At 68.1% G+C, this 21,867-nt stretch carries 17 protein-coding genes and 1 other RNA gene; 9 read left to right on the forward strand and 9 right to left on the reverse strand.

The genetic code is table 11. The features are described from left to right. Position 1: 1 nt before the first annotated feature. From K344_RS0103060 to pstS, 6 genes are all read right to left on the reverse strand, one after another. The gene (locus K344_RS0103060; protein ID WP_028079442.1) at positions 2 to 511 is read right to left on the reverse strand and encodes a hypothetical protein; all 510 of its coding nucleotides are present in this window, start codon (positions 509 to 511) and stop codon (positions 2 to 4) included. A gap of 55 nt (positions 512 to 566) precedes the next feature. Next, positions 567 to 2,147 carry a choice-of-anchor tandem repeat GloVer-containing protein gene (locus K344_RS22740; protein WP_028079443.1) on the reverse strand — a complete coding sequence of 527 codons (1,581 nt, stop codon included), beginning with the start codon at positions 2,145 to 2,147 and terminating at the stop codon, positions 567 to 569. A gap of 229 nt (positions 2,148 to 2,376) precedes the next feature. Beyond that, positions 2,377 to 3,195: a phosphate ABC transporter ATP-binding protein PstB gene (gene pstB / locus K344_RS0103070; protein WP_245586090.1), complete on the reverse strand. Its 819-nt coding sequence runs from the start codon at positions 3,193 to 3,195 to the stop codon at positions 2,377 to 2,379. 25 nt (positions 3,196 to 3,220) lie between these two features. Next, positions 3,221 to 4,090 carry a phosphate ABC transporter permease PstA gene (gene pstA / locus K344_RS0103075; RefSeq protein ID WP_028079445.1) on the reverse strand — a complete coding sequence of 290 codons (870 nt, stop codon included), beginning with the start codon at positions 4,088 to 4,090 and terminating at the stop codon, positions 3,221 to 3,223. Further along, the gene (pstC, locus tag K344_RS0103080) at positions 4,087 to 5,004 is read right to left on the reverse strand and encodes a phosphate ABC transporter permease subunit PstC (RefSeq protein WP_051361822.1); all 918 of its coding nucleotides are present in this window, start codon (positions 5,002 to 5,004) and stop codon (positions 4,087 to 4,089) included. The genes pstA and pstC overlap by 4 nt, the downstream gene beginning before the upstream one ends. A gap of 171 nt (positions 5,005 to 5,175) precedes the next feature. Beyond that, entirely contained in the window at positions 5,176 to 6,225 is a 1,050-nt protein-coding gene (gene pstS, locus K344_RS0103085) for a phosphate ABC transporter substrate-binding protein PstS (protein ID WP_084196898.1), read from the reverse strand. Between the two features lie 337 nt (positions 6,226 to 6,562). On the opposite strand from pstS, the gene phoU reads away from it, so the two are divergent. The 9 genes from phoU to ffs all read left to right on the forward strand — a co-directional run bounded on the left by phoU (position 6,563) and on the right by ffs (position 16,064). Then, positions 6,563 to 7,279 (forward strand): phosphate signaling complex protein PhoU, encoded by a 717-nt coding sequence (gene phoU, locus K344_RS0103090; RefSeq protein ID WP_028079448.1) that lies wholly within the window; start codon positions 6,563 to 6,565, stop codon positions 7,277 to 7,279. Between the two features lie 106 nt (positions 7,280 to 7,385). Then, a complete protein-coding gene (locus K344_RS0103095) occupies positions 7,386 to 8,285 on the forward strand; it encodes a DUF2057 family protein (protein ID WP_169729227.1) in 900 nt (299 codons plus the stop codon). Positions 8,286 to 8,544: 259 nt separating this feature from the next. After that, positions 8,545 to 9,735 carry a porin gene (locus K344_RS0103100; RefSeq protein WP_028079450.1) on the forward strand — a complete coding sequence of 397 codons (1,191 nt, stop codon included), beginning with the start codon at positions 8,545 to 8,547 and terminating at the stop codon, positions 9,733 to 9,735. A 131-nt stretch (positions 9,736 to 9,866) separates the two neighbouring features. Next, positions 9,867 to 12,170, forward strand: coding sequence for a penicillin-binding protein 1B (gene mrcB / locus K344_RS0103105; RefSeq protein ID WP_043113666.1), 2,304 nt, complete (start codon positions 9,867 to 9,869; stop codon positions 12,168 to 12,170). A gap of 103 nt (positions 12,171 to 12,273) precedes the next feature. Beyond that, positions 12,274 to 12,843 carry a tetratricopeptide repeat protein gene (locus tag K344_RS22745; protein ID WP_051361823.1) on the forward strand — a complete coding sequence of 190 codons (570 nt, stop codon included), beginning with the start codon at positions 12,274 to 12,276 and terminating at the stop codon, positions 12,841 to 12,843. A gap of 34 nt (positions 12,844 to 12,877) precedes the next feature. Then, positions 12,878 to 14,827 (forward strand): DNA repair helicase YoaA, encoded by a 1,950-nt coding sequence (gene yoaA, locus K344_RS0103115; protein ID WP_028079452.1) that lies wholly within the window; start codon positions 12,878 to 12,880, stop codon positions 14,825 to 14,827. Further along, on the forward strand, positions 14,824 to 15,528 hold the full coding sequence (gene tsaB, locus K344_RS0103120; protein WP_028079453.1) for a tRNA (adenosine(37)-N6)-threonylcarbamoyltransferase complex dimerization subunit type 1 TsaB: 705 nt from the start codon (positions 14,824 to 14,826) through the stop codon (positions 15,526 to 15,528). Before yoaA ends, tsaB begins: the two co-directional genes overlap by 4 nt. Before the next feature lie 69 nt (positions 15,529 to 15,597). Continuing rightward, positions 15,598 to 15,867 (forward strand): hypothetical protein, encoded by a 270-nt coding sequence (locus tag K344_RS0103125; protein WP_157622729.1) that lies wholly within the window; start codon positions 15,598 to 15,600, stop codon positions 15,865 to 15,867. 100 nt (positions 15,868 to 15,967) lie between these two features. After that, positions 15,968 to 16,064: signal recognition particle sRNA small type (ffs, locus tag K344_RS23295), an RNA gene on the forward strand. Between the two features lie 117 nt (positions 16,065 to 16,181). Here ffs and K344_RS0103130 read toward each other — a convergent pair. The 3 genes from K344_RS0103130 to K344_RS0103140 are packed head-to-tail and all read right to left on the reverse strand — an operon-like array spanning position 16,182 to position 21,759. Further along, positions 16,182 to 19,286, reverse strand: a complete 3,105-nt coding sequence (locus tag K344_RS0103130) for an efflux RND transporter permease subunit (protein ID WP_028079455.1) — start codon at positions 19,284 to 19,286, stop codon at positions 16,182 to 16,184. Beyond that, a complete protein-coding gene (locus K344_RS19885; RefSeq protein ID WP_051361825.1) occupies positions 19,283 to 20,419 on the reverse strand; it encodes an efflux RND transporter periplasmic adaptor subunit in 1,137 nt (378 codons plus the stop codon). Before K344_RS19885 ends, K344_RS0103130 begins: the two co-directional genes overlap by 4 nt. Next, positions 20,416 to 21,759 carry a TolC family protein gene (locus K344_RS0103140; RefSeq protein WP_157622730.1) on the reverse strand — a complete coding sequence of 448 codons (1,344 nt, stop codon included), beginning with the start codon at positions 21,757 to 21,759 and terminating at the stop codon, positions 20,416 to 20,418. Before K344_RS0103140 ends, K344_RS19885 begins: the two co-directional genes overlap by 4 nt. Positions 21,760 to 21,867: the final 108 nt, after the last annotated feature.

Below are 21,867 nucleotides of genomic sequence, written 5' to 3' on the forward strand. Positions count from 1 at the left end.
TCTAAGGTTCGACGGCCGTTCCGGAAAAGTCGGCGCGCATTTCCCGGTAGGCCTGCAGCAAGGTCCACGAGGCATAGCTGGGGACCGCGACCGTGCCGAGGAAGGCGAGGAAGGGACTGATCCAGCCGAACAGGATGAGCGCCGGCAGGAACCAGACCAGGGCGCCGAACAGGTACTGCGCGAGCACCATGCCGAGAAAGCGCGGGAAGCTGATGGCGTAGGACGGGTACTGGCTGGACTTGATGCCGATCATGACATCGGTGATGCCCTTCGACTTGAAGACGTAGATGCAGGCGTTGTCACCCGGGTGTACGAACTGCGACACGAACTGCTGGCACATGCGCAGCTTGCGGAATTGCTTGTCGCCGATCCGGAAGCTGACCAGTTCGACGGCGACGGGGATCGCGGCGCCGCCGTGGTACTGCCCGGTCAGCGGATCGTGGCCGCCGCTGGCGACGTAGCCGCCGCCGGTCGTTGCGCCAAAGGAAATCACGCCGCAGTACTTCGTCATCGAAAATCTCCGTGTCGTCGGGAAAGACCAGATCAGGGTGCGAGGAAAGCCCGGCTCAACGTGGCCGGCGCCGTGCGAGCACGCCCGCGAGCAATGGCAGGAGCAAGGCGAGACCGATCGCGCCGCCGCCAGAACCGGAACCAGAACCGGAACCCGGACCAGAACCCGCGTCCGTGGCGATCGTGTACGTGGCCGTGATCACGGCGCTGTCCTGATAGCCCGAGGCGGTCGCGATCGCTTTGAGCGTGGTCGTCGAGGCGATCGTGATGGGGCCGGTGTAGAGCGCGGAGGCGCCGGTGGGCGTGCTGCCGTCGGTGCTGTAGTGGATCGCCGCGCCGGTGGTGGCGTCGGTGATGGTGACGCTCTGCGCCGCCGTGAAACTGCCGCCGGCCGGCGACAGCACCGGCGTCGCCACGACGGCGACATCGCCGGCGGTCGCGGCGACGCGGAACAGGGTGCCGTCGCCGTTCGCGCCGCCGCTGTAGGCCGCGCCGTAAAGCAGGCCGTCGCTGCCCTGCGCGAGGACCGCCTGCGGCCAGCGGCCATCGTCGCCGTCGAAGGTGTGCAGGACGGCGAACGTGCCCGACGGCGTGACGCGGAACACCGTGCCGTCGCCGGCATCGTCGCCGCCCTGCGACGCCGTGCCGTAGAGCGCGCCGTCGGCGCCGATCAGCAGCTTGGCGATCGGCAGGCCGCCTTCGGCGTGGCCGTCGAGGGCATGCAGCACGCTCAGCGTGCCGGCGGCGGTGATGCGGTAGACGATGCCGTAGCCCGTGGGGCCGCCGCCGGCCGTGCCGTAGAAGCTGCCGTCCGCGGCCTTCACCAGCCCGCTTTGCGGCCCCAGGGCGTCCGGAGGTCCGGAGAACGAATGCAACAGCGCATAGCCGCTGCCGTCGGCGGCGATGCGGAACACCGTGCCGAGCTTGTGCGCGCCGCCCTGATAGGTCGTGCCGTAGAGCGTGCCGTCGTCGCCCTGCACGAGATCGCCGTAGGGCGTTTGCCCGTCGTCACCCGAGAAAGAATGCAGCAGGGTCAGCGCTCCGGCCGGCGTGAGCCTGAATACTGTGCCCAGACCCTTCGCGCCGCCCTTGGACGTGGTGCCATAGAAGTTGCCGTCGCTGGCCTGCATCACGGTCGCGTGCGGCTGCTCGCCGTCGCTGCCGTCGAACGAGTGCAGCAGGCTCGTCGTGCCGTCCTTGCCGATCCGGAACACCGTGCCCTTGTCGCTGGCGCCGCCGACCACCGTCGTGCCGTAGAGCGCGCCGTCGCCGCCCTCGATCACGCCGGCATCCGGTCCGTGACCGTCCGCGGTGTCGGCGAATGTGTGCAGCACGCGGTAGTCGCCGGCGGCCGTATAGCGGAAAACCGTACCGAGGCGGACGCCGCCGCTGCCGCCAACCGAGGTCGTGCCGTAGAAATTGCCGTCCGAGGCGCGGACGATGCCGACCGGCAGGGCGCCGTCGACGAGCTGCGAGAAACTGTGCAGCACGGTGAAGGCATCGTCGTCCGCGCGGGCCGGCGTCCATGCGGCGGCTGCGCCGAGCGCGAACAGGACAGCGGCCGCGAGCCTGCCGGGCGGCCGGGCACGGCGGGCCTGCGCGGTGGACATCACACCCCAGTGCTTGGTCATCGACATCTCCGGATCGTCGGCAAGGAGCCGGGCGTGTTACCGAGGCCCGGACACGCAACGATCCTGCGCGGCGCTGGCACCGCGCGTATTCACGAAGACATCACGATTTTCTAACGACGCCGGTGCCGGTCCTTCCGGACCGCAAACGGACGCGGAGCGCCACGTGGCGCCGGCCGGGGGTGAAACAAAAAAGGCTGCCGATGGCAGCCTTCGTTGCGCGCAGTGTTGACAGGTTCTAGCCGAAGCGTCCGGTGATGTAATCCTCGGTGCGCGACTCGCGCGGCTTGGTGAAGACCTGGTCGGTGGTACCGAATTCGACCAGTTCGCCGAGATACATGAAGGCCGAGAAGTCGGCGGCGCGCGCCGCCTGCTGCATGTTGTGGGTGACGATGGCGATCGTGTAGTCGACCTTGAGCTGGTAGATCAGCTCTTCGATCTTCGCCGTCGAGATCGGATCGAGCGCCGAGGTCGGTTCGTCGAGCAGCAGCACCTGCGGACGCACGGCGATCGAGCGGGCGATGCAGAGGCGCTGCTGCTGGCCGCCGGACAGGCCGAGGCCCGAGGCGTGCAGCTTGTCCTTGACCTCGTCCCACAGCGCCGTGCGCTTGAGCGCGTCCTCGACGCGGTCGTTCATCTCGCTCTTGGGCACCTTCTCGTAGAGGCGGATGCCGAAGGCGATATTGTCGTAGATCGACATCGGAAACGGCGTCGGCTTCTGGAACACCATGCCGATCTGCGCGCGCAGCAGATTCAGATCCATCTTCGGATCGATGATGTTCTTGCCGTCGAGCAGCACCTCGCCCTCGGCACGCTGGCCGGGGTAGAGGTCATACATGCGGTTGAGGATGCGCAGCAGCGTCGACTTGCCGCAGCCGGACGGACCGATGAAGGCCGTGACCTTGCGATCGTACAGCGGCAGCGAAATGCCCTTCAGGGCCTTGTAGTCGCCGTAGTAGAAGTTGAGGTTGCGGACGGAGACCTTCTCGCGCAGCGCCTCGGCGGTCGGTTCGGTGAGCACGGTTTTCGTGAGTTCGACGTTGGGACGGGTCTGCATGGGGGCGTCCACCATAGTATGCATGTTATCGGGCATTCGACTGCGGCGCGGACAGGGTCCTGGCCACGATGTTCAGCGTCAGGACCGCGAGCGTGATCAGCAGCGCGCCGACCCAGGCCAGGCGCTGCCAGTCCTCGTATGGCGCGGTCGCGAACTGGAAGATGACGACCGGCAGGTTCGCCATCGAGGCGTTCATGTTGGTGCTCCAGAACTGGTTGTTCAGCGAGGTGAACAGCAGCGGTGCGGTTTCGCCGCTGATGCGCGCGACGGCGAGCAGCATGCCGGTGACCAGGCCGGCGCGCGCGGCGCGATAGCAGACCTTCTGGATCACCATCCAGCGCGGCGCGCCGAGCGCGCTCGCCGCCTCGCGCAGGGAATCCGGCACCAGCAGCAGCATGTCCTCGGTCGTGCGCACGACGACCGGCAGCACGAGGATGGCCAGCGCCACGCAACCCGCCCAGGCCGAGAAGTGCCCCATCGGCTGCACCATGATCTCGTAGACGAACAGGCCGACGACGATCGACGGCGCCGACAGCAGCACATCGTTGATGAAGCGCACGACGGTCGCGAGCTTGGTGTTGCGGCCGTACTCGGCCATGTAGGTGCCGGCGAGCACGCCGATCGGCGTGCCGATCAGGGTCGCGATCACGGTCTGGACGACGCTGCCGTAGATGGCATTGAGCAGGCCGCCGTCATTGCCCGGCGGCGGCGTGCTCTGCGTGAACACCGCCAGCGACAGGCCGCCGAAGCCCTTGATCAGCAGCGTCGCGAGAATCCAGACGAGAGCGATGAGGCCGAGCAGCGTGGCGACGTTCGACAGCACCATCGCCACCTTGTGGCCGCGGCGGCGGCGAGCGTATCGCTTCTGCGATTCGGGATTGGTGAGCGTGGTCATGAGTGGCGGCCCTCGGATTTCTTCATGCGCGCGAGCAGCAGGCGGGCGCAGGCCAGGACGATGAAGGTGATGACGAACAGGATCAGGCCGAGCGCGATCAGCGAGGACGTGTACATCACGCCGTCGGCTTCGGTGAATTCGTTGGCGATCGACGCCGAGATCGTCGTGCCCGGCGCCAGCAGCGAGGAGTGGATTCTGTGCGCGTTGCCGATCACGAAGGTGACCGCCATGGTTTCGCCGAGTGCGCGGCCGAGGCCGAGCATGATGCCGCCGATGATGCCGGTCTTGCTGTACGGCAGCACGATGTGGCGCACCACTTCCCAGGTCGTGCAGCCGAGGCCGTAGGCGGATTCCTTGAGCATCGGCGGCACCGTCTCGAATACGTCGCGGGTGATCGAGGTGATGAACGGCAGCACCATGATGCTGAGGATCAGCGCCGCGGTGAGGATGCCGATGCCGTAAGGCGGTCCGGCGAACAGGTTGTTCAGCATGGGCACGTTCTCGAACGTGGCGATCAGCGCCGGCTGCACATAGGCCTGCAGCAGCGGTGCGAGGATGAACAGGCCCCAGATGCCGTAGATGATGCTGGGGATGCCGGCGAGCAGTTCGATGGCCGTCGAGATCGGCCGTTTCAGCCAGCGCGGGCACAGCTCGGTGATGAAGATGGCGATGCCGATGCTGATCGGCACGCCGATCAGCATGGCGATGAACGCGGTCACCAGCGTGCCGTAGATCGGCGCGGCGGCGCCGAACTTTTCGGTGACCGGGTTCCAGGATTCGGTGGTGATGAAGGAGAAGCCGAAAGTCTTGATCGCCGGCAGCGCGCCGTCGACCAGCGAGATGATGACACCGCCGAGCATGACCAGGACGATGATCGCCGCGGCCCGCGTCAGCGAGCGCAACAGCGCGTCCATCAGCCGGTTCCGGCTCAGGATGCTCGAGGTTTCGGAGGCGGGCTCAACGACGGCGGTGGTCACGCGGTACTCCCCGGGGCGAAACGGTCGGAAAATCGTTCAGCGATATGCAGTGGAAAAGCGGCGGCGGAAAGCCAGGCTTCCCGCCGCCGCGGATGATAGTCGCCGGACTTACTTCCAGAGCGCGGCGCCCGAAGCGTCCTTCAGATTGGTCGCCCAGGTCTTCTCGACGAGGTCGATCACCGAGGCCGGCATCGGCACGTAGTCGAGCTCGTCGGCCATCTTGCCGCCGTTCTTGTAGGCCCAGTCGAAGAACTTCAGTGCAGCCAGCGAGTCTTCGGTCTTGTCGGCCTTCTTGTACATGACGATGAAGGTCGCCGCCGTCATCGGCCAGCTGTTGGCGCCCGGCTGGTTGGCGAGGATCAGGTAGAAGCCCTTGGCCTTGGCCCAGTCGGCGTTGGCGGCGGCCGCGGCGAAGGCATCGGCGTCCGGCGAGACCGTCTTGCCGTCCTTGTTGATCATCTTCGTGTACGTCATCTTGTTCTGCTTGGCGTACGCGTACTCGACATAGCCGATCGAGCCGTCGGTCTGCGTGACCATGTTGGCGACGCCTTCGTTGCCCTTGCCGCCGATGCCGGTCGGCCATTCGACCGACTGGTCGACGCCGACGTTGACGCGCCACGACTCGCTGACCTGGCCGAGGTAGTACGTGAAGTTGAAGGTCGTGCCCGAGCCGTCGGCGCGGTGCACCACGGCGATCGCCTTGCTCGGCAGCGTCACACCAGGGTTCAGCTTGCCGATCGCGGCGTCGTTCCACTTGCTGATGCGACCCTGGAAGATGTCGGCGAGGGTCTTGCCGTCGAGCACCAGCTGGCCGGGCGCCACGCCCTTGACGTTGATGACCGGCACCACGCCGCCCATCACCATCGGCCACTGGATCGCGCCCATCTCTTCCAGTTCTTCGACCTTCAGCGGCTTGTCGGTCGCGCCGAAGGTGACCGTCTTGGCCTTGATCTGCTTGATGCCGCCGCCGGAGCCGATCGACTGGTAGTTCAGGCCAACGCCCGTTTCCTTCTTATAGGCATCCGCCCACTTCGAGTAGATCGGGTAGGGGAAGGTCGCGCCGGCGCCGGTGATGTCGGCGGCCATCGCGGCGCACGAGAACGCCGCGCCGGCAACGGCGAGCGACACGCGCGTGAGAGTCTTGCGGAAAGCGGTCACTGGAATCTCCTGATGTGAGCTTGAATCGTCGTAATGCATCCGATGAGCGGCGGGAGGTTAGCCTTGCTCTTTTACAGTTTCGTTGCAAAGCCGTCCGCGAGCCCTCTTTGGATGCTTATTGGCCATCCCATGCCGCCGCGGCCAACCGGGCCGGCGGTTTTCACGGAAAAGCCGCACAACTGTCATCCAGCCGTCATAAACAAGCCGCACAGTGCCGCGCCTGCGTTCTCCGCCACCGCTTCGCGGCCGGACGCGCGGACTGTGAAAACCGCCAGGGGAATGCCCTATAGTCGACGGCATCGTCGCGGCACCTCGCTCCACCGGACAACGCAAGCACATGGACAAGCCGATTTTCCGCCAACACATCTCGAGCCAGTTCAACGCCGAGCTCGAGGATGTGCGTCAGCGCGTCATGGCGATGGGCGGCCTCGTCGAGCAGCAGATCGTCGACGCCACGCAGGCGCTGATGACGCTCGACGCCGCCCTCGCCGAGAAGGTCAGCCTCAATGACTTCAAGATCAATCAGCTCGAAGTGACGATCGACGAGGAATGCTCGCGCATCCTCGCCCGCCGCCAGCCGACCGCCAGCGACCTGCGGCTGGTCTACGCGGTGATCAAGACCATCACCGATCTCGAGCGCATCGGCGACGAGGCCGGCAAGATCGGCCGCATGGCCAGGGATCTCGCCTCGCAGGAGCGCCTGATCCAGAACCTGCGCGAGGTCCAGCACCTGTCGCGCGCCGTCTCCAAGATGGTGCGCGACGCGCTCGACGCCTTCGCGCGGCTCGACGCGCAGGCGGCCCTCAACGTCGCCCGCGAGGACCGCGAGATCGACCGCGAGTACGAGGCCCTGCTGCGCCAGTGCATCACCTTCATGATGGAAGACCCGCGCACCATCGGCCGTGTCATGGACATCATCTGGTGCGTGCGCGCGCTCGAGCGCATCGGCGATCACGCCAAGAACATCTCCGAGTACGTCATCTATCTGGTGAAGGGCAAGGATGTCCGCCATCTCTCGCTCGAGGCGGTGCAGCGCGAGATCGAGTCGCAGTAAGCGCTCGGCTTTGCCCGCGAGAGGCCGCGGCAGGACCGCGGCCTTTGCCGTTCCAGTGCCGGCGTCGCGCTATGCTGCGCCGGCCTTCAATCCGGAGTTCCTGTCGATGCTATCCCGCATTCTTGCCGCCGCCGCGGCGCTCGGCCTGGCGGCCTGCGCCGCGCCCAACGTGAGGCTGTACGAAGGGCCGGCCAGGCCGGCCGCCGACGTGGCGGTCATCACCATGCCCGAGCAGCTGGAGGTGGCGACCATCAACGGTGCCGAGGTACCGGCCGCCAAGGGCATGTGGAACCGTGGCGACAAGCGCCTCGAGCTATTGGCCGGGCGCTACGAGGCGCTGATCTATTACCGCGAAGTCTGGCAGGCGAGCGGCGAGGGCGACGTGCTGCGTTCGAAGAGCCCGGCCTTGTTCACCATCGACGCGCAGGCCGGGCATCAGTACCGCATCGACTATCCGCGTCCCGGCACCTATGACGACGCCAAGAAGCTCGCGCAGGACTTTCATGGCTGGGTGGAAGACGTGCAGACCGGCCAGCGGTTTGCGTCCATCGACAGCGGTCTGCAGTTCAGGGGCGGCGTCGTCGCGCAGGTGACCGGTGATACGACGCTGGTTCCGCGCGAGAAGGGCGACTCCACGCAGGCCACGACGACCGCCGTGCAGCCGCTGCCGCCGGTCGCTGCATCGGCGGGGGTTGCCGGCGCAACGGCGGTTGCCGCGCCCCCGGCCGTCGCGCCGGCACCAATGGCTCCGCCTGCTGCCAAGGCGACGCCGGTGGCGCCAGCTACGACTGCGACCGATCGCGACTGGGTCAATCTGATGAAAGGCTGGTGGCAGCAAGCGAGTGGCGACGAACGCCGCGCCTTTCTGCGCTGGGTCGGCGAGGCAAACGACAAGGCGGCGCCAGGCGCGGGTAACGATTGGCTCAGCACCATCAAAGGCTGGTGGGCCCGGGCCGGCGATGCCGACCGTCGTGAATTCCTGCGCTGGGTCGGCGAACGATCTTAAGGTCGACCGTCGGGCGCGCATGGTCCGCGCCAGATCGATGCAACGCGAAGCCCCGGCACCAAGCCGGGGCTTTGTCATTCAACTGACACATTCCTGCAAAAGTTCATTCACGGCGGCTGCCCATACTTCGCGCCGTCCGCAGAGCCGTCGTCATAGAAACGGGCGCCGCGGCGCCGTAGCTGCAGGGAGTGCGGCTTTTTCCTGCCACGAGCAGGTCCTGCGTCCATTACTCAATTGTCAGTTTGAAGGAGATGTTTGCGTGAACAAGAATCTGCTTGCGATCGCTGTGGGGGCCGCTTTCATTCTTCCGGGCGCGGCGTTCGCCGACGTCAAGGTCTACGGCAAGCTCAACGTTGGTTTCGACAGCCAGAAAGACGAACTCGGCATCTCGTCGAGCAATCAGAATCCGGCCAGCTTCAACTCGATTCCGGCCAAGGCCGCCGAGAACACCTGGAGCCTGCACGACCAGAACAACTCGTCGCGCCTTGGTTTCAAGGGCGACACCGATCTGGGCGTCGCCGACCTGAAGGCCATCTACCAGCTCGAGTACGGTATCGACCCGTTCGGCGACGACAACAAGAATTCTTCGGTGAGCGACCGTCCGTTCACGGAGCGCAACATCTTCCTCGGCCTGCAGGGCGCCTTCGGTACCGTCAAGGCAGGTCGCATCGACACGCCGGTGAAACTCGCCGGTGAAAAGGTCGACCAGTTCAACGACGAAGGCATCGGCGACGACACCAACCTGATGGTGGGTGAAACGCGTGTCAGCAACATCATCCAATACTCGACGCCGAAATTCGGTGATATCGTCACGGTCAATGTGGCGATCGTGCCGGGCGAGGGCCGCACGGCCGTCGACGACGTGAATGACGTCGACAAGAGCGTGGCGGACACGTACTACGCCTCGGTCGTAGCCGAGACCGAGCGCTGGTTCGCCACCGTGTCGTATGCCGGTAACGAAGTGAGCGGCCTGAAGATCGATGGCAAGGCCAGCAAGTCGGTGCCGACCCCGATTCCCACGCAGACGGCGACCACCGCGGTCGACATCATCCGTGTCGCGGGTGGCTTCAAGCCGATCGTCGATCTCGAGCTCGGTGCGCTGTTCCAGCAGGCGAAGGGCGTCGACCAGGATGGCAGCGCGTCCGCCGCGACCGCGAGCGAGCTGAAGGAGAACACCTATCTGCTCTCGGCCGCCTATTCGATCTCGGCCTTCAAGATCAAGGCCGAGTACGGTGAAACCAAGGGCGATTACAACGACATGAAGCGCTCGCTGATAGCGTTCGGCGTCGACTACAAGCTGAGCAAGGCGTTCACCACGCAGCTGTACTACGTCGGTTATGAGGACAAGGATCGTACCGTGTCGCTGTCCACCGGCACCGGCACGCCGGCCAAGTCGATCACCGATCCGCAGACCACCGCGATCGGCCTCGGCGTCGTCTACAACTTCTAAGCTCGCACTTTTCCCAAGTGTCGCCATTGAAGCCCGGCTCGCGCCGGGCTTTTCTTTTTGCGGCGCTGAACGTGGACTGAACCTGTGAGGCGTCGCGACCACGCAGGCGATCCTCTAAACTCTGCGACCTTATGGCCGTCAATACCCGCTCGCTCAAGATCGCCGCCGTCTCGGTGCTCATCGTCGTACTCAGCATCGGCGGCGTGTTCTTCGCCGGATATCTGATCAAGCTGGACAAGGAGATCCGCGACCGCTTCGCCGGCGCGCGCTGGGCCTTGCCGGCGCAGGTCTACGCGGCGCCACAGGAGCTGTACGCGGGTCTGGCGCTGGAGCCGAAGGAGCTGGTGCACGAGTTGCAGCGGCTCGGTTACCGCGAGGACGCGCAGCTCGGCATGACCGGCACTTATTCGGCAGGCGCGCAGCGTGTCGACCTGTACGCGCGCGGCTTCACCTTCTGGGATGGCGCGCAGCCGGCACAGAAGCTCAGCGTCGCCTTCAGCGGCGACACGGTGACCGCCGTCAGCGATGGCGACAGCGGCCAGGAAAAGGACATCGTGCGCCTCGACCCGATGCTGATCGGCAGCATCTATCCCAAGCAGGGCGAAGACCGCGTGCTGGTGCGCCTTGCCGATCTGCCGCCGCTGTTGCCCAAAGGCCTGGTCGCCGTCGAGGATCACGGCTTCTATTCGCACTCCGGCGTCAGCCTGAAGGCGATCTTCCGCGCGTCGGTCGCCAACCTGCGCGCCGGTCACGTGGTGCAGGGCGGCAGCACGATCACCCAGCAGCTGGTGAAGAATTTCTTCCTCAACAGCCGGCAGACCTGGAACCGCAAGATCAACGAAGCGTTCATGGCGCTGCTGCTGGAGAGCCATTACAGCAAGGACGAAATCCTCGAGGCGTATTTCAACGAGGTCCATCTCGGCCAGGACGGCAATCGCGCGGTGCACGGGTTCGGTCTCGGCGCGCAGTTCTACTTCAACAAGCCGCTCGCCGAGCTGCGTCCGCACGAGATCGCGCTGCTGGTCGGCATCGTCAAGGGGCCGTCGTACTACAATCCGCGGCGCAATCCGGCGCGGGCCACCGAGCGCCGCAATCTCGTGCTCGGCATCTTCCGCGACGAGAAGCTGATCAGCGACGCCGAGTACGAGCAGTACACCCAGATGCCGCTCGGCGTGGTCGGCGGGCGCGGCGGCGGCGTCGAGCGCTATCCGGCCTTCGTCGATCTGGTCAAGCGCCAGCTCGAGGACGACTACAAGGACGAGGACCTCACCAATGAGGGGCTGCGCATCTTCACCACGCTGGACCCGCGCGCGCAGGAGGCGCTGGAGGCGCGCATCCTCGAGCAGCTGCCGCTGATCGAGAAGGCGCGCAAGATCAAGCCGGGCCTGCTCGAAGCGGCGGGCGTCGTGACCAGCGCCGACCGCGGCGAGGTCATGGCCCTGGTCGGTGGCCGTGACGTGCGCTTCCCCGGCTTCAACCGCGCGCTCGATTCGCGGCGCTCGATCGGTTCGCTGGCCAAGCCTTTCGTCTATCTCACCGCGCTGCAGCGGCCGGACCGCTACAACCTGCAGACGGTGCTCGAGGACGAGCCGATCGAGCTGAAGCTGCCGGGTGCCGCGCTGTGGGCGCCGAGGAACTACGACCGGCAGCTGCACGGTCCGCAGCACCTCTACATGGCGCTGGCGCAGTCGTACAACCTGCCGACGGTGCGTCTCGGCCTCGCGCTCGGCGCCGACGCGGTGCTGAAGACCATGAAGTCGGCCGGCTACGACGGCGACGCCAAGGCATTGCCGTCAATCTTCCTCGGCGCCGTCGATGCCTCGCCGCTGCAGATCGCGCAGATGTACGGCACGATCGCCTCGGGCGGCTTCCAGGCGCGGCCGTCGGCGATTCGCGAGGTGCAGACCAAGGAAGGCAAGCCGCTGCAGCGCTTTCCGCTCGACATGAAGCAGACCTTCGCCGACGGGCCGATCTACCTGCTGACCTGGGCGATGCAGCGCGTGATGACGCTCGGCACCGGCCGCGCCGCCTATACGCAGCTGTCGCCGGACACGGTCGTCGCCGGCAAGTCGGGGACCACGGACGATTATCGCGACGCCTGGTTCGCCGGCTTCGGCGCGGACCGCGTGACGGTGGTCTGGGTCGGCCGCGACGACAACCAGTCGACCGGCCTGTCCGGCTCGTCCGGCGCGCTGCCCATCTGGGCGCGCGTGATGAAGGATCTGCACGTGCGCAGCATCGACAACATCCCGCCCGGCTCGGTCGAGGAAATCGCCATCGATCCGGACAGCGGCCTGCGCGCCGACGAACATTGCTACAACGCCGTTACCGTGCCGTACCTGCGCAACAGCGGTCCGCAGGAATGGGCGCCGTGCGCCGCGCAGAGCCAGCACGACAGCCCGATGCAATGGCTCAAGGACATCTTCGGGCACTGAGCCGGCGGCGCTCCGGTATGCGGCCGGGCGCGCACCCATGGCGGCGGCGGAGGGCGAGCGGCGGCTACAATAGCGGCTCACTGGCTCCCCCCGGACTTACGACGTGCGTTCGAAGCTGATCATCGTCTCGCTGGCGGCCGTGCTCGCCGCCTGCCAGACCACGCAGGGCACTCACCAGATCTATCCGCCGGCGGGCGGCCCGCGGGGCGAGCCGCTGCCGTCGACGCCGCCGCCGGCCGCCGCGCCGGAGCCGGTCGCGCCGCCGGCCGCGCCCGCGCCGAAACCGCTGCCGGATTATCCGAAGTCCGCCGAGCAGATCAGCGGCGGCGCGGTGACGGCGCTGATGAAGCAGGCGCGCGCCGCGCTCAACGCCGGCCAGCCGGATCGCGCCGCCGGCGCGCTCGAACGCGCGCTGCGCATCGAACCGCGCAACTATTTCGTGTGGTCGGCGCTCGGCCAGGCCTACCTGGGCCAGAAGAATTACCTGCAGGCCGAATCGGTGGCGCAGAAATCGAACGCGCTGGCGCGCGGCAACATCTACGTCGACATCGAGAACTGGAAGACGATCGCCGCGGCGCGCCAGGCGCGCGGCGACAACGATGGCGCCCTGCAGGCTTCCGCGCAGGTGGAGGCGCTGCAGGCGCAGCTGAGCGCGGCGCCGGCGCCGCCGTGAGCGGACGCGCGGAAGGCGCGCCGCGGGGCCGGCCTTGAGGCCGGAGGAGGCCGCCGAACTGCTCGGCGCGCACGGACCGTTCGCCGATCTCGACGGTTTCGCGCCGCGCGCCCCGCAGCAGCAGATGGCCGAGGCGGTCGCCGCCGCCTTCGCAGGTGACGACAGCCTGATCGTCGAGGCCGGCACCGGCACCGGCAAGACCTATGCCTACCTCGTGCCGGCCCTGCTGTCCGGCAAGCGCACGCTGGTGTCGACCGGCACCCGCACCTTGCAGGATCAGCTGTTCCATCGCGATCTGCCGCGCGTGCGCGACGCCCTGCGCGTGCCGGCGCGCGTCGCGCTGCTCAAGGGGCGCGCCAACTATCTGTGCCTGCATCGCATGAAGCGCGCGCGCGGCCAGCCGGCGCTGCGCTGGGCCTGGGAACGCCTGCGCACGATCGAGGACTGGGCGCGGCGCACGGTGTCCGGTGAGCTCGCCGAGCTCGGCGAATTCCGCGAGGACGACGGGCTGACGCGGCAGATCACCTCGACCGCCGACAACTGCCTCGGCAGCCGCTGCGAGGATTTCGAGCAGTGCTTCGTCGCGCGCGCGCGCCGCGCCGCGCAGGCGGCGGACCTGGTCGTCGTCAATCACCATCTGCTGCTCGCCGATTTCGTGCTGAAGGATCAGGGCTTCGGCCAGATCCTCTCGGGCAGCGACGCCATCATCATCGACGAGGCGCATCAGCTGCCGGAGCTGGCTGCCGAGTTCTTCGGCCGCCGTGTGTCGACGCGCCAGCTGCAGGAGCTGGCGCGCGACGTGCAGGCCGAGGCGCAGCTGCAGCCGGATCTCGCCGCGCTCGCCGAGGCGGCGCAGGTGTTCTCCGGCGACGTCAGCCGTTTCGAGCAGCTGTTCGCCGGCCTGCCGCAGCGCCAGCCGCTCGCCGTCTTCCTCGCCGACACCGAGCGTCGCCGCACGGCCGAGCAGGTCGGCGAATCGCTCGCCGGCCTGCGCCGCCTGCTGTCGCCGCTCGAGGAGCGCAATGCCGAATTCGCTGCGGCGCTCGAGCGCGCGGCGGGCCTGCTCGAACGCTGGCTGCATGTGCTGCGCGAGCCGCCGGCGGACCCTGTCGACGAACAGGATGCCGCCATGCTGCGCGAGGTGCGCTGGGTCGAGGCGCTGCTGCGCGGCGGCAGCATCAACGCCACGCCGATCGAGGTCGCCGACGATTTCCAGCGCATGCGCGAAACCTATCCGGGCACCTGGCTGTTCACCTCGGCGACGCTCGCGGTCGGCGAGGACTTCGGACATTTCAGCCGCGCGCTGGGCCTCGACGATGCGCAGACGCTGCGCCTCGACAGTCCTTTCGACTATGCGCAGCAGGCACGCCTCTACCTGCCCAAGGGCTTGCCGGAGCCGAACGATGCGCGCTATCCGCTGGCCGTCGCGGCGGCCGCGCAGCCGGTGATCGAAGCGGCCGGCGGCGGCACCTTCGTGCTGTGCACGAGCCACCGCGCGCTGCGCCAGATCGCCGAACAGCTGCGCGCCAAGCTCGCGCAGCGCGTGCTGGTGCAGGGCGACGACAGCCGCTCGGCGCTGCTCGACGCCTTCGCCGACGACGGCAACGCCGTGCTGGTCGGCACCAGCAGCTTCTGGGAAGGCGTCGACGTCAAAGGCCAGGCCCTGCGCTGCGTGATCATCGACCGCCTGCCGTTCGCGGCGCCCGGCGATCCGGTGTTCGAGGCCAAGCTCGATGCGATCCGCCGCCGCGGCGGCACGCCGTTCTTCGACCTGCAGCTGCCGGAAGCCATCGTCATGCTGCGTCAGGGCGTCGGCCGCCTGATCCGCGATCCGTCCGACCGCGGCCTGCTGATGCTCTGCGATCCGCGCATCACCTCGAAGAGCTATGGCCGCCGTGTGCTGGCGAGCCTGCCGCGGATGCCGCTGCTGCGCGAGCTCGACGACGTGCGAGAATTCGCCGCCACGCTTGCCGTCGCGCGATGAACCTGCTCGCACTCGACACCGCCACCGAAGCCTGTTCCGTCGCGCTCTCGATCGACGGGCGCGCCTTGGCGCGCTTCGAGGCGACGGCGCGCGGGCATACCGAGAAGCTGGTGCCGATGGTGCAGGCGCTGCTCGCCGAGGCCGGCATCGGCTATGCGCAGCTCGACGGCTACGTCTGCGGCGTCGGCCCCGGCAGCTTCGCCGGCGTGCGCATCGGCGTCAGCTTCGTCAAGGGGCTCGCGCTCGCGCACGAGCGGCCGGTGGTCGGCGTGTCCTCGCTGGCGATGCTGGCGCTGCCGCCGCTGCGCGCCGGCGCGGCGCGCGTGCTGAGCGCGATCGACGCGCGCATGGACGAGGTTTACTTCGCCGCCTATGCGCGCGCCGCCGATGGCCGTCCAGCCTTGCTCGGCGACGAACTCATCTGCGCGCCGGCGGACGTGGGCGTGCACGACGGCGAATGGACGGCGGCCGGCAGCGGCTGGCGTTATGTGGACGCACTGCGCGCGGCGAGCGGCGCGAGCCTGACGGCCATCGACGCGGCGGCGCTGCCGCGCGCCGAGGATGCGCTGGCCATCGCCGAAGCCGAATTCGCCGCCGGCCGCACCATCAGCGCCGCCCGGCTGCTGCCGCGCTATCTGCGCAACAAGGTGGCGCTGACGCTCGCCGAGCAACGCGCGCGGGCGCGAAGCGGGGCGGATTGATCTGCGTCATCGCGCCGCGTGGTCCGGCGGCCGACAGTAGGCACATCTCCAACACCGAGGATGTGCACCATGTCGAAAGTCGAAACCGCCCTGCACAACGATCTGCAAGCCCTGCAGCTGCTGCGTGACGAGTTGCGGCTGCAAACCCATTTGCTCGGCGCCGACATGCGCGACCGCTGGCAGGCGCTGGAGACCGACTGGGACCGCCTGAAGGAACACGCGCGTCGCGCGCAGACGGCGGCCGACGATGCCTTGCCGGAGATCGAAACCGCGGCGGCGCTGCTGGTCGATGCCTTGCGTCGCGGCTACGGGGACATCAGGAACGCGCTGAAGGCCTGAGGCCGGCGCGCCGCGTTCGCTGGCAGCGGCGCGGCGATTCAGGCACACTTCGCGTCCCTCGCGGCGGACCCGCGCCGACGCGAGGTTTCGATGGTGGCCCGTGCCGGCCCTCCGCGACGGCAAACCGTGAACCCCGCCAGGCCCGGAAGGGAGCAACGGCAGCGGCGACGCCGGGTGCCGGAGTCAGCTGGTACGGGCTGCCGCCTTCGAGCCCTGGCCGCGCGCTCGAGACTTTCGTTCCCTGATCCGCTCTTCTTCGCCGGCCGGTGCCGGCGTCGTGGTGCGCGCGCGGCCGCCGCGAGTGCCGGCGCCGCTCAGTGTGGCGCCGACAGCGTGCCGCCGGCCTTGCTCCTGCGTCTTGCCCAGCGCTCGCTGAGCCCTTCCATCGTTAGATAGAACGCCGGCGTGATGTACAGCGTCAGCATCTGCGAGGTCAGCAGGCCGCCGACCACTGCGATGCCGAGCGGCTGTCGCGATTCCGCGCCGGCGCCGAGGCCGAGCGCGATCGGCAGCGTGCCGAGGATCGCCGCCAGCGTCGTCATCATGATGGGACGGAAGCGCACCGTGCAGGCCTGGAGAATGGCGTCGTGCGCGCTGGCCCCTTCGCGGCGCCTGGCGATCGCGAAGTCGACCATGATGATGCCGTTCTTCTTGACCAGGCCGACCAGCAGGATCAGGCCGACGAAGCTGAACACGTTCAGCTCCGAACCGAACAGCCACAAGGCCAGCAGCGCGCCGATCGCCGCCAGCGGCAGCGCGGTGAGGATGGTCAGCGGGTGGATGAAGTGCTCGTAGAGAATGGCCAGCACCATGTAGATGACGGCGATGCTGAACAGCAGCAGCACCGGCAGGTCGATCAGTGATTTCTGGAAGGTGGCGGCGGTGCCGGCAAACGTGCCGCTGACGTTCTCGGGAAGATTGCCGGCGGCGAGCTGCTCGATCGGTCGCGTCACGTCGCCGAGCGAATAGCCGGGCAGCAGGTCGAAGGAGAGCGTCACCGACGGCAGCTGTCCGTAATGATTGACGGCGACCGGGCCGACGCTGCGCACCATGCGCGCGACGCTGCCGAGCGGCACCAGACCGCCGCCGGCGGTCGGCACGTACAGCGAGCCGAGCGCCTCGGCGTCGCGCTGGTAGCGCGGGTCGACCTGCAGAATGACGTAGTACTGGTCGGTGCTGGTGTAGATCGTGCTGATCTGCTGCGTGCCGTAGGCGGCGTACAGGGTCTTCTGGATGTCGGCGACCGAGACGTTCAGCGCGCTGGCGCGATCGCGGTCGATCTGCACGTCGATCTGCGGGTTGTTGAGCTGCAGATCGCTGTTGACGTCGCGCACGCCCGGCACGCCGCTCATCTTGCGCTGCAAGTCCTGCGCGGCCTTGCCGAGCACGTCGAGATCGTCCCCCTGCAGCACGTATTGATAGTTGCCGGCGCCGCTGAGGCCGCCGATCAGGATCGCCGGACGGTTCTGGAAGAACACCTGCAGCAGCGGCACGCCGCGCACCGCCTTGCGCAGGTCGGCAATCACCTCGTCGGCGGTCTGCTTGCGCTCGCCCATCGGCTTGAGACGAACCGTCAGGCGCCCGCCATTGGTCGTCGAGGTGCCGCCCTGGCCCTGGCCGACCGAGGATTGCAGGCCCTGCACGTTCGGATTCTTGAGGACGATGTCGGCGACCTGCCGCTGCAGATCCATCATCTCGTCGAACGTGGTGCCGTCCGGCGCCGTGACGCTGCCGAAGAACAGGCCGATGTCCTGCGTCGGAATGAAGCCGGTCTGCACGATGCGGAAGGCGAACACGGTCGCCAGCAGCGTGGCGCCGGCGACCAGCAGCATCAGCCGGTAGTGGCGCAGCGCCCAGCGCAGCGAGCGCTCGTAGACGCCGAGCACGGCATCGAAGGCGCTTTCGGTCCAGCGATAGAAACGGCCGCGCGGCGTGTGCCGATGGTCGCCGAGGAAGCGCGAGCAGAGCATCGGCGTGAGCGTCAGCGACACCGCCGCGGACAGCAGGATGGCGATCGCCACCGTCATCGAGAACTCGCGGAACAGGCGGCCGATGATGCCGCCCATGAACAGGATGGGAATGAACACGGCGACCAGCGACAGCGTCATCGAGATCACGGTCGGGCCGATCTCGCCGGCGCCGACGCTCGCCGCCTGCGCGCCCGGCATGCCGTCCTCGCGATGGCGCGCGATGTTCTCGAGCACGACGATGGCGTCGTCGACCACGAAGCCGACCGACAGGGTCAGCGCCATCAGCGACAGGTTGTCGAGCGAGTAGCCGAACATGTACATCACGCCGAAGGTGCCGAACAGCGATGCCGGCAGCGCCAGCGCGGCGATCATCGTCGCGCGGCCGTCGCGCAGGAACACGTAGATGACGCCGACGACAAGCACGACGGACAGCAGCAGCGTCAGCTTCACGTCGTCGATGGACTCGTCGATGAAGGCGCTGCGATCGAACATGATGTCGACCTTGCTGTCGCCGGGCGCCGCCTTCTCCAGTTCCGGCAGCAGCGCACGCACGGCGCTGGCGATCGCCACGGTATTGGTGCCGGGCTGGCGCGAGACGGCGATCATGATCGCCGGCCGGCCGTTGTACTCGGTCGCCTGCTTGTCGTTGGCGATGCTGTCGACCGCCGTGCCGACGTCGCGCAGGCGCACCGGCGCGCCGTTGCGATAGGCGATGACCATGTTGTTGTACGCGGCGGCATTGCGCAGCTGCCCGTCGGCCTGCACGGTGTAGCTGCGCTGCGCGCCGTAGATCGTGCCGCTCGGCTGGTTGCTGTTGGCGCCGGTGATGGCGTCGGAGACGCCGAGCAGCGACAGGCCGCGCGCATTCAGCGCCTGCGGATTGAGGTAGAGGCGCGCCGCGTACTTCTTCGAGCCGTAGACCACCACCTGGGCGACGCCGTCGACCTGCGAGAGCCGATCGGCGACGCGCGTCTCGGCGAATTCGTCGAGCTGCGTCAGCGGGATCGTCGTCGCGCTCATGGCGATGAACATGATCGGCGAGTCGGCCGGGTTGACCTTGCGCAGCGTCGGGTCCTGCGTCATGTCGGTCGGCAGCTGGCGGCGCGCCTGCGAGATCGCGGTCTGCACATCCTGCGCGGCGGCGTCGATGCTGCGCTCGAGCGCGAACTGCAGCGTGATCTGCGTGCTGCCGACCGTGCTGCTCGAGGTCATCGAATCGATGCCGGGAATCTGCGTGAACTGGCGTTCCAGCGGCGTCGCCACGGTCGCCGCCATGGTGTCGGGATCGGCGCCGGGCAGGGTGGCGGTGACGCTGATGGTCGGGAAGTCGACGTTCGGCAGCTCGGCGACCGGCAGCGCGCGGTAGGCGAACACGCCGAACAGCACCAGCGCCGCCATCAGCGTCGTGGTGGCGACCGGCCGGCGGATGAAGGTTTCGGAAACGCTCACGGTCTGGCGCCCGCGCCGTCGGCCGGGCGGGCTTCGCGCACGCTGGTGCCGGGCTGCAGGTTGTGCGGAATCTTGGCGATGATGGTCTCGCCGGCCTTGAGCCCGTGCGTCACCACGAGATCGCTGCCGACCTGACGGTCGACCGTGATCGTGCGCAGCATGGCCTTGCCGTCGCCGCCGACGACGAACACGAACTGACCTTCGGCGCCCGGCTGCACCGATGACTCCGGCACCAGCAGCGCGTCGTGCTGCACCGCCAACTGGACGCGCACGGTGACGAAGGCGCCCGGCCACAGGCGGTGCTGGCCGTTGCCGATCTCGGCTTTCAGGGTCACCGTGCCGGTGCTGGTATCGATGCTGTTTTCGACGAAGTTCAGCTTGCCGCTCGCCAGCGGATGCTCAGCATCGTCGCCGAGCACCTCGACCGGAACGTCGCCGCGCGCCAGCGCCTGCTGCACGTCGCCGAGCTGCGTCTGCGGAATCGCGAACTGCACCTGCACCGGGTCGATCTGCTTGATGACGACCAGCGGCGCGGCGTCGTTGCTGGCGACCAGATTGCCGGTCTTGGCGCCGAGGCTGCCGCTGCGGCCGGCGATCGGCGCGCGGATCAGCGTGTAGCCCAGATTGATTCCCGCGGCCTGCACCGCGGCTTCGTCGGCGACGACGCGGGCGCCGGCTTCGTCGGCGGCGGCGCGCGCGTCGTCGTATTCCTGCGAGGTCACGTACTCCTTGTCGATCAGCGGCTTCATGCGTTCGAACTGGGCGCGCGCCGCCGCCAGCGACGCGCGGTCGACGGCGAGCTGGGCGCGTGCCTGCGCCAGCGCCGCCTGGTAGGGCGCCGGATCGATGAGGAACAGCTTCTGTCCGGCGACGACGTCGTCGCCTTCGTTGAAATAGATTTCCTTCAGAGTGCCGGTGACCTGCGTGCGCACGTTGACGGTGTGCGGACTGACCACGTTGCCCATCGCGCCGAGCGTCACCGGCGCCGTGCCGGTGCGCACGCGGGCGAACACCACGTCGGGCGCCGCCGTGCCGTGCGCGTGCTGGGCAGCACCGCCGCCGTGCGAGCGCCACCAGACGACGGCGGCGATCAGGAGGACGGCGGCGATCAGCGCCAGACGACGAAGACTCACGGCGAGACTCCAGCAGCGTTTGCGTCATCGGCAGCCTGGAGGCCGCCGGCGTTGTGGGCCAGGGTGGCGAGCGCCAGATACCATTCGAGGTGGGCCTGGATGCCGGCAACGCGCGCCTGCGCCAGCGTCGCTTCGGTGCTCAGCAGATCGAGGATGCTCGACAGACCGTTCTTGTAGCGTGCGCGAATCGCGTCGGCGGCCTGTTGCGCCGATTCGAGCTGCGCGCGCGCCGCCGCCAGGCTGTCGTGGGCGGTCTGCACGTTCTGGTAGGCGGTCCACACCTGCTGCTCGACGCTCAGGCGCATGCTCTCGGTGGACGCGCGCGCGCTGTCGAGCGCGGCGCGCGCGCCGTCGATCGCCGCGCGCAGGGCGAAACCCTGGAAGACCGGCACGCTGAGCGTCGCGCCGTAGCTGTACTGGTCGGTCTTGCCGACGTCGGTGACGCGCGTCTGCGCGGCGCTGGCATTGAGCCGCAGGCTCGGCAGGGCATTGCCGCGCGCGGCGCGCACGGCGGCGGCGGCGGCCTGCTCGCTGGCCTGCGCGGCGAGCAGTTCCGGGCGCGCCCGGCGCGCCTGTTCCATGAGCGCATCGAGCGGCGTGGCGGGCAGCGTGATGTCGGCGTCGTCCGGCTGCCAGTCGCGCAATTGCAGGACGGTCTCCGGGCTGTAGCCGGCGGCGGCGGCGAGCGCGCCGCGGGCCACGCGCGCGCTGCCGCGCGACTGCTGCAGGCTGAGCTGCGCGGCGGCGGCGGCGCTCTGCGCCTGATAGACATCGGCCACCGTCGCCAGCCCGGCGCCGTGCCGCGTGCGCGCGGCGTCGAGATTGGCCTGCGCCTCGTCGAGGGCGAGCTGGTTGGCATCGGCCAGCGCCTCGTTGCCGATCACCAGGTAATAGTTGGTCTCGACGGCCAGAGCCAGGTCCTGCAGTGTCTGGTTGAGGCTGTAGCGCGCGGCGAGCTGTTCGGCGGCGGCCTGGTCGATCGCGCCGCCGCGCGAACCGAAATCGAACAGCAGATAGCTGAGGCTCACGCTCGGCCCGTAGCGCGTGCGCGCCGGCACCTCGGTGTCGCTCGACGACGTCGCCTTCGAGCGCTGGCCGGCGTAGCTCGCGGTGATGGTCGGCCACCAGCCGGCGCGGGCGATGCGCTCGGCCGCCTGCGATTGCTCGACGGCCGCCCAGGCGACGCGGGTGTCCGGATTGTTGCGCAGGGCGATCGCCGTCAGCTCGGCCAGCGAGAGGGGACGCGTCGGTGGCGGGTCGGCGGCCATGGCGGCGAGCGCGAAGCACGCGCAGCACCATCCTGCGAACCAGCGACGCGGCGATTTGACGGTGAAGGACACGATCTTTCTAATTTTTGCTGTGCGACGATAGCACCGGCGCTTGGCAGGCGCAGATTAAACGTTTGTCATGTCGCGATCGGAAAGGGCGCCCGCCGTCGCGCTGGTGTC

It is taken from the genome of Solimonas soli DSM 21787 (assembly GCF_000474945.1).
In the GTDB taxonomy this organism is placed as follows: domain Bacteria; phylum Pseudomonadota; class Gammaproteobacteria; order Nevskiales; family Nevskiaceae; genus Solimonas; species Solimonas soli.

Coding starts and splice junctions, on each gene's coding strand:
- K344_RS0103060 (WP_028079442.1), bottom strand. CDS start 511: ATGACGAAGTACTGCGGCGTGATTTCCTTTGGCGCAACGACCGGCGGC.
- K344_RS0103095 (WP_169729227.1), top strand. CDS start 7,386: ATGCTATCCCGCATTCTTGCCGCCGCCGCGGCGCTCGGCCTGGCGGCC.
- pstB (WP_245586090.1), bottom strand. CDS start 3,195: ATGCAGACCCGTCCCAACGTCGAACTCACGAAAACCGTGCTCACCGAA.
- pstC (WP_051361822.1), bottom strand. CDS start 5,004: ATGGACGCGCTGTTGCGCTCGCTGACGCGGGCCGCGGCGATCATCGTC.
- K344_RS22740 (WP_028079443.1), bottom strand. CDS start 2,147: ATGTCGATGACCAAGCACTGGGGTGTGATGTCCACCGCGCAGGCCCGC.
- phoU (WP_028079448.1), top strand. CDS start 6,563: ATGGACAAGCCGATTTTCCGCCAACACATCTCGAGCCAGTTCAACGCC.
- K344_RS0103125 (WP_157622729.1), top strand. CDS start 15,598: ATGTCGAAAGTCGAAACCGCCCTGCACAACGATCTGCAAGCCCTGCAG.
- pstA (WP_028079445.1), bottom strand. CDS start 4,090: ATGACCACGCTCACCAATCCCGAATCGCAGAAGCGATACGCTCGCCGC.
- mrcB (WP_043113666.1), top strand. CDS start 9,867: ATGGCCGTCAATACCCGCTCGCTCAAGATCGCCGCCGTCTCGGTGCTC.
- tsaB (WP_028079453.1), top strand. CDS start 14,824: ATGAACCTGCTCGCACTCGACACCGCCACCGAAGCCTGTTCCGTCGCG.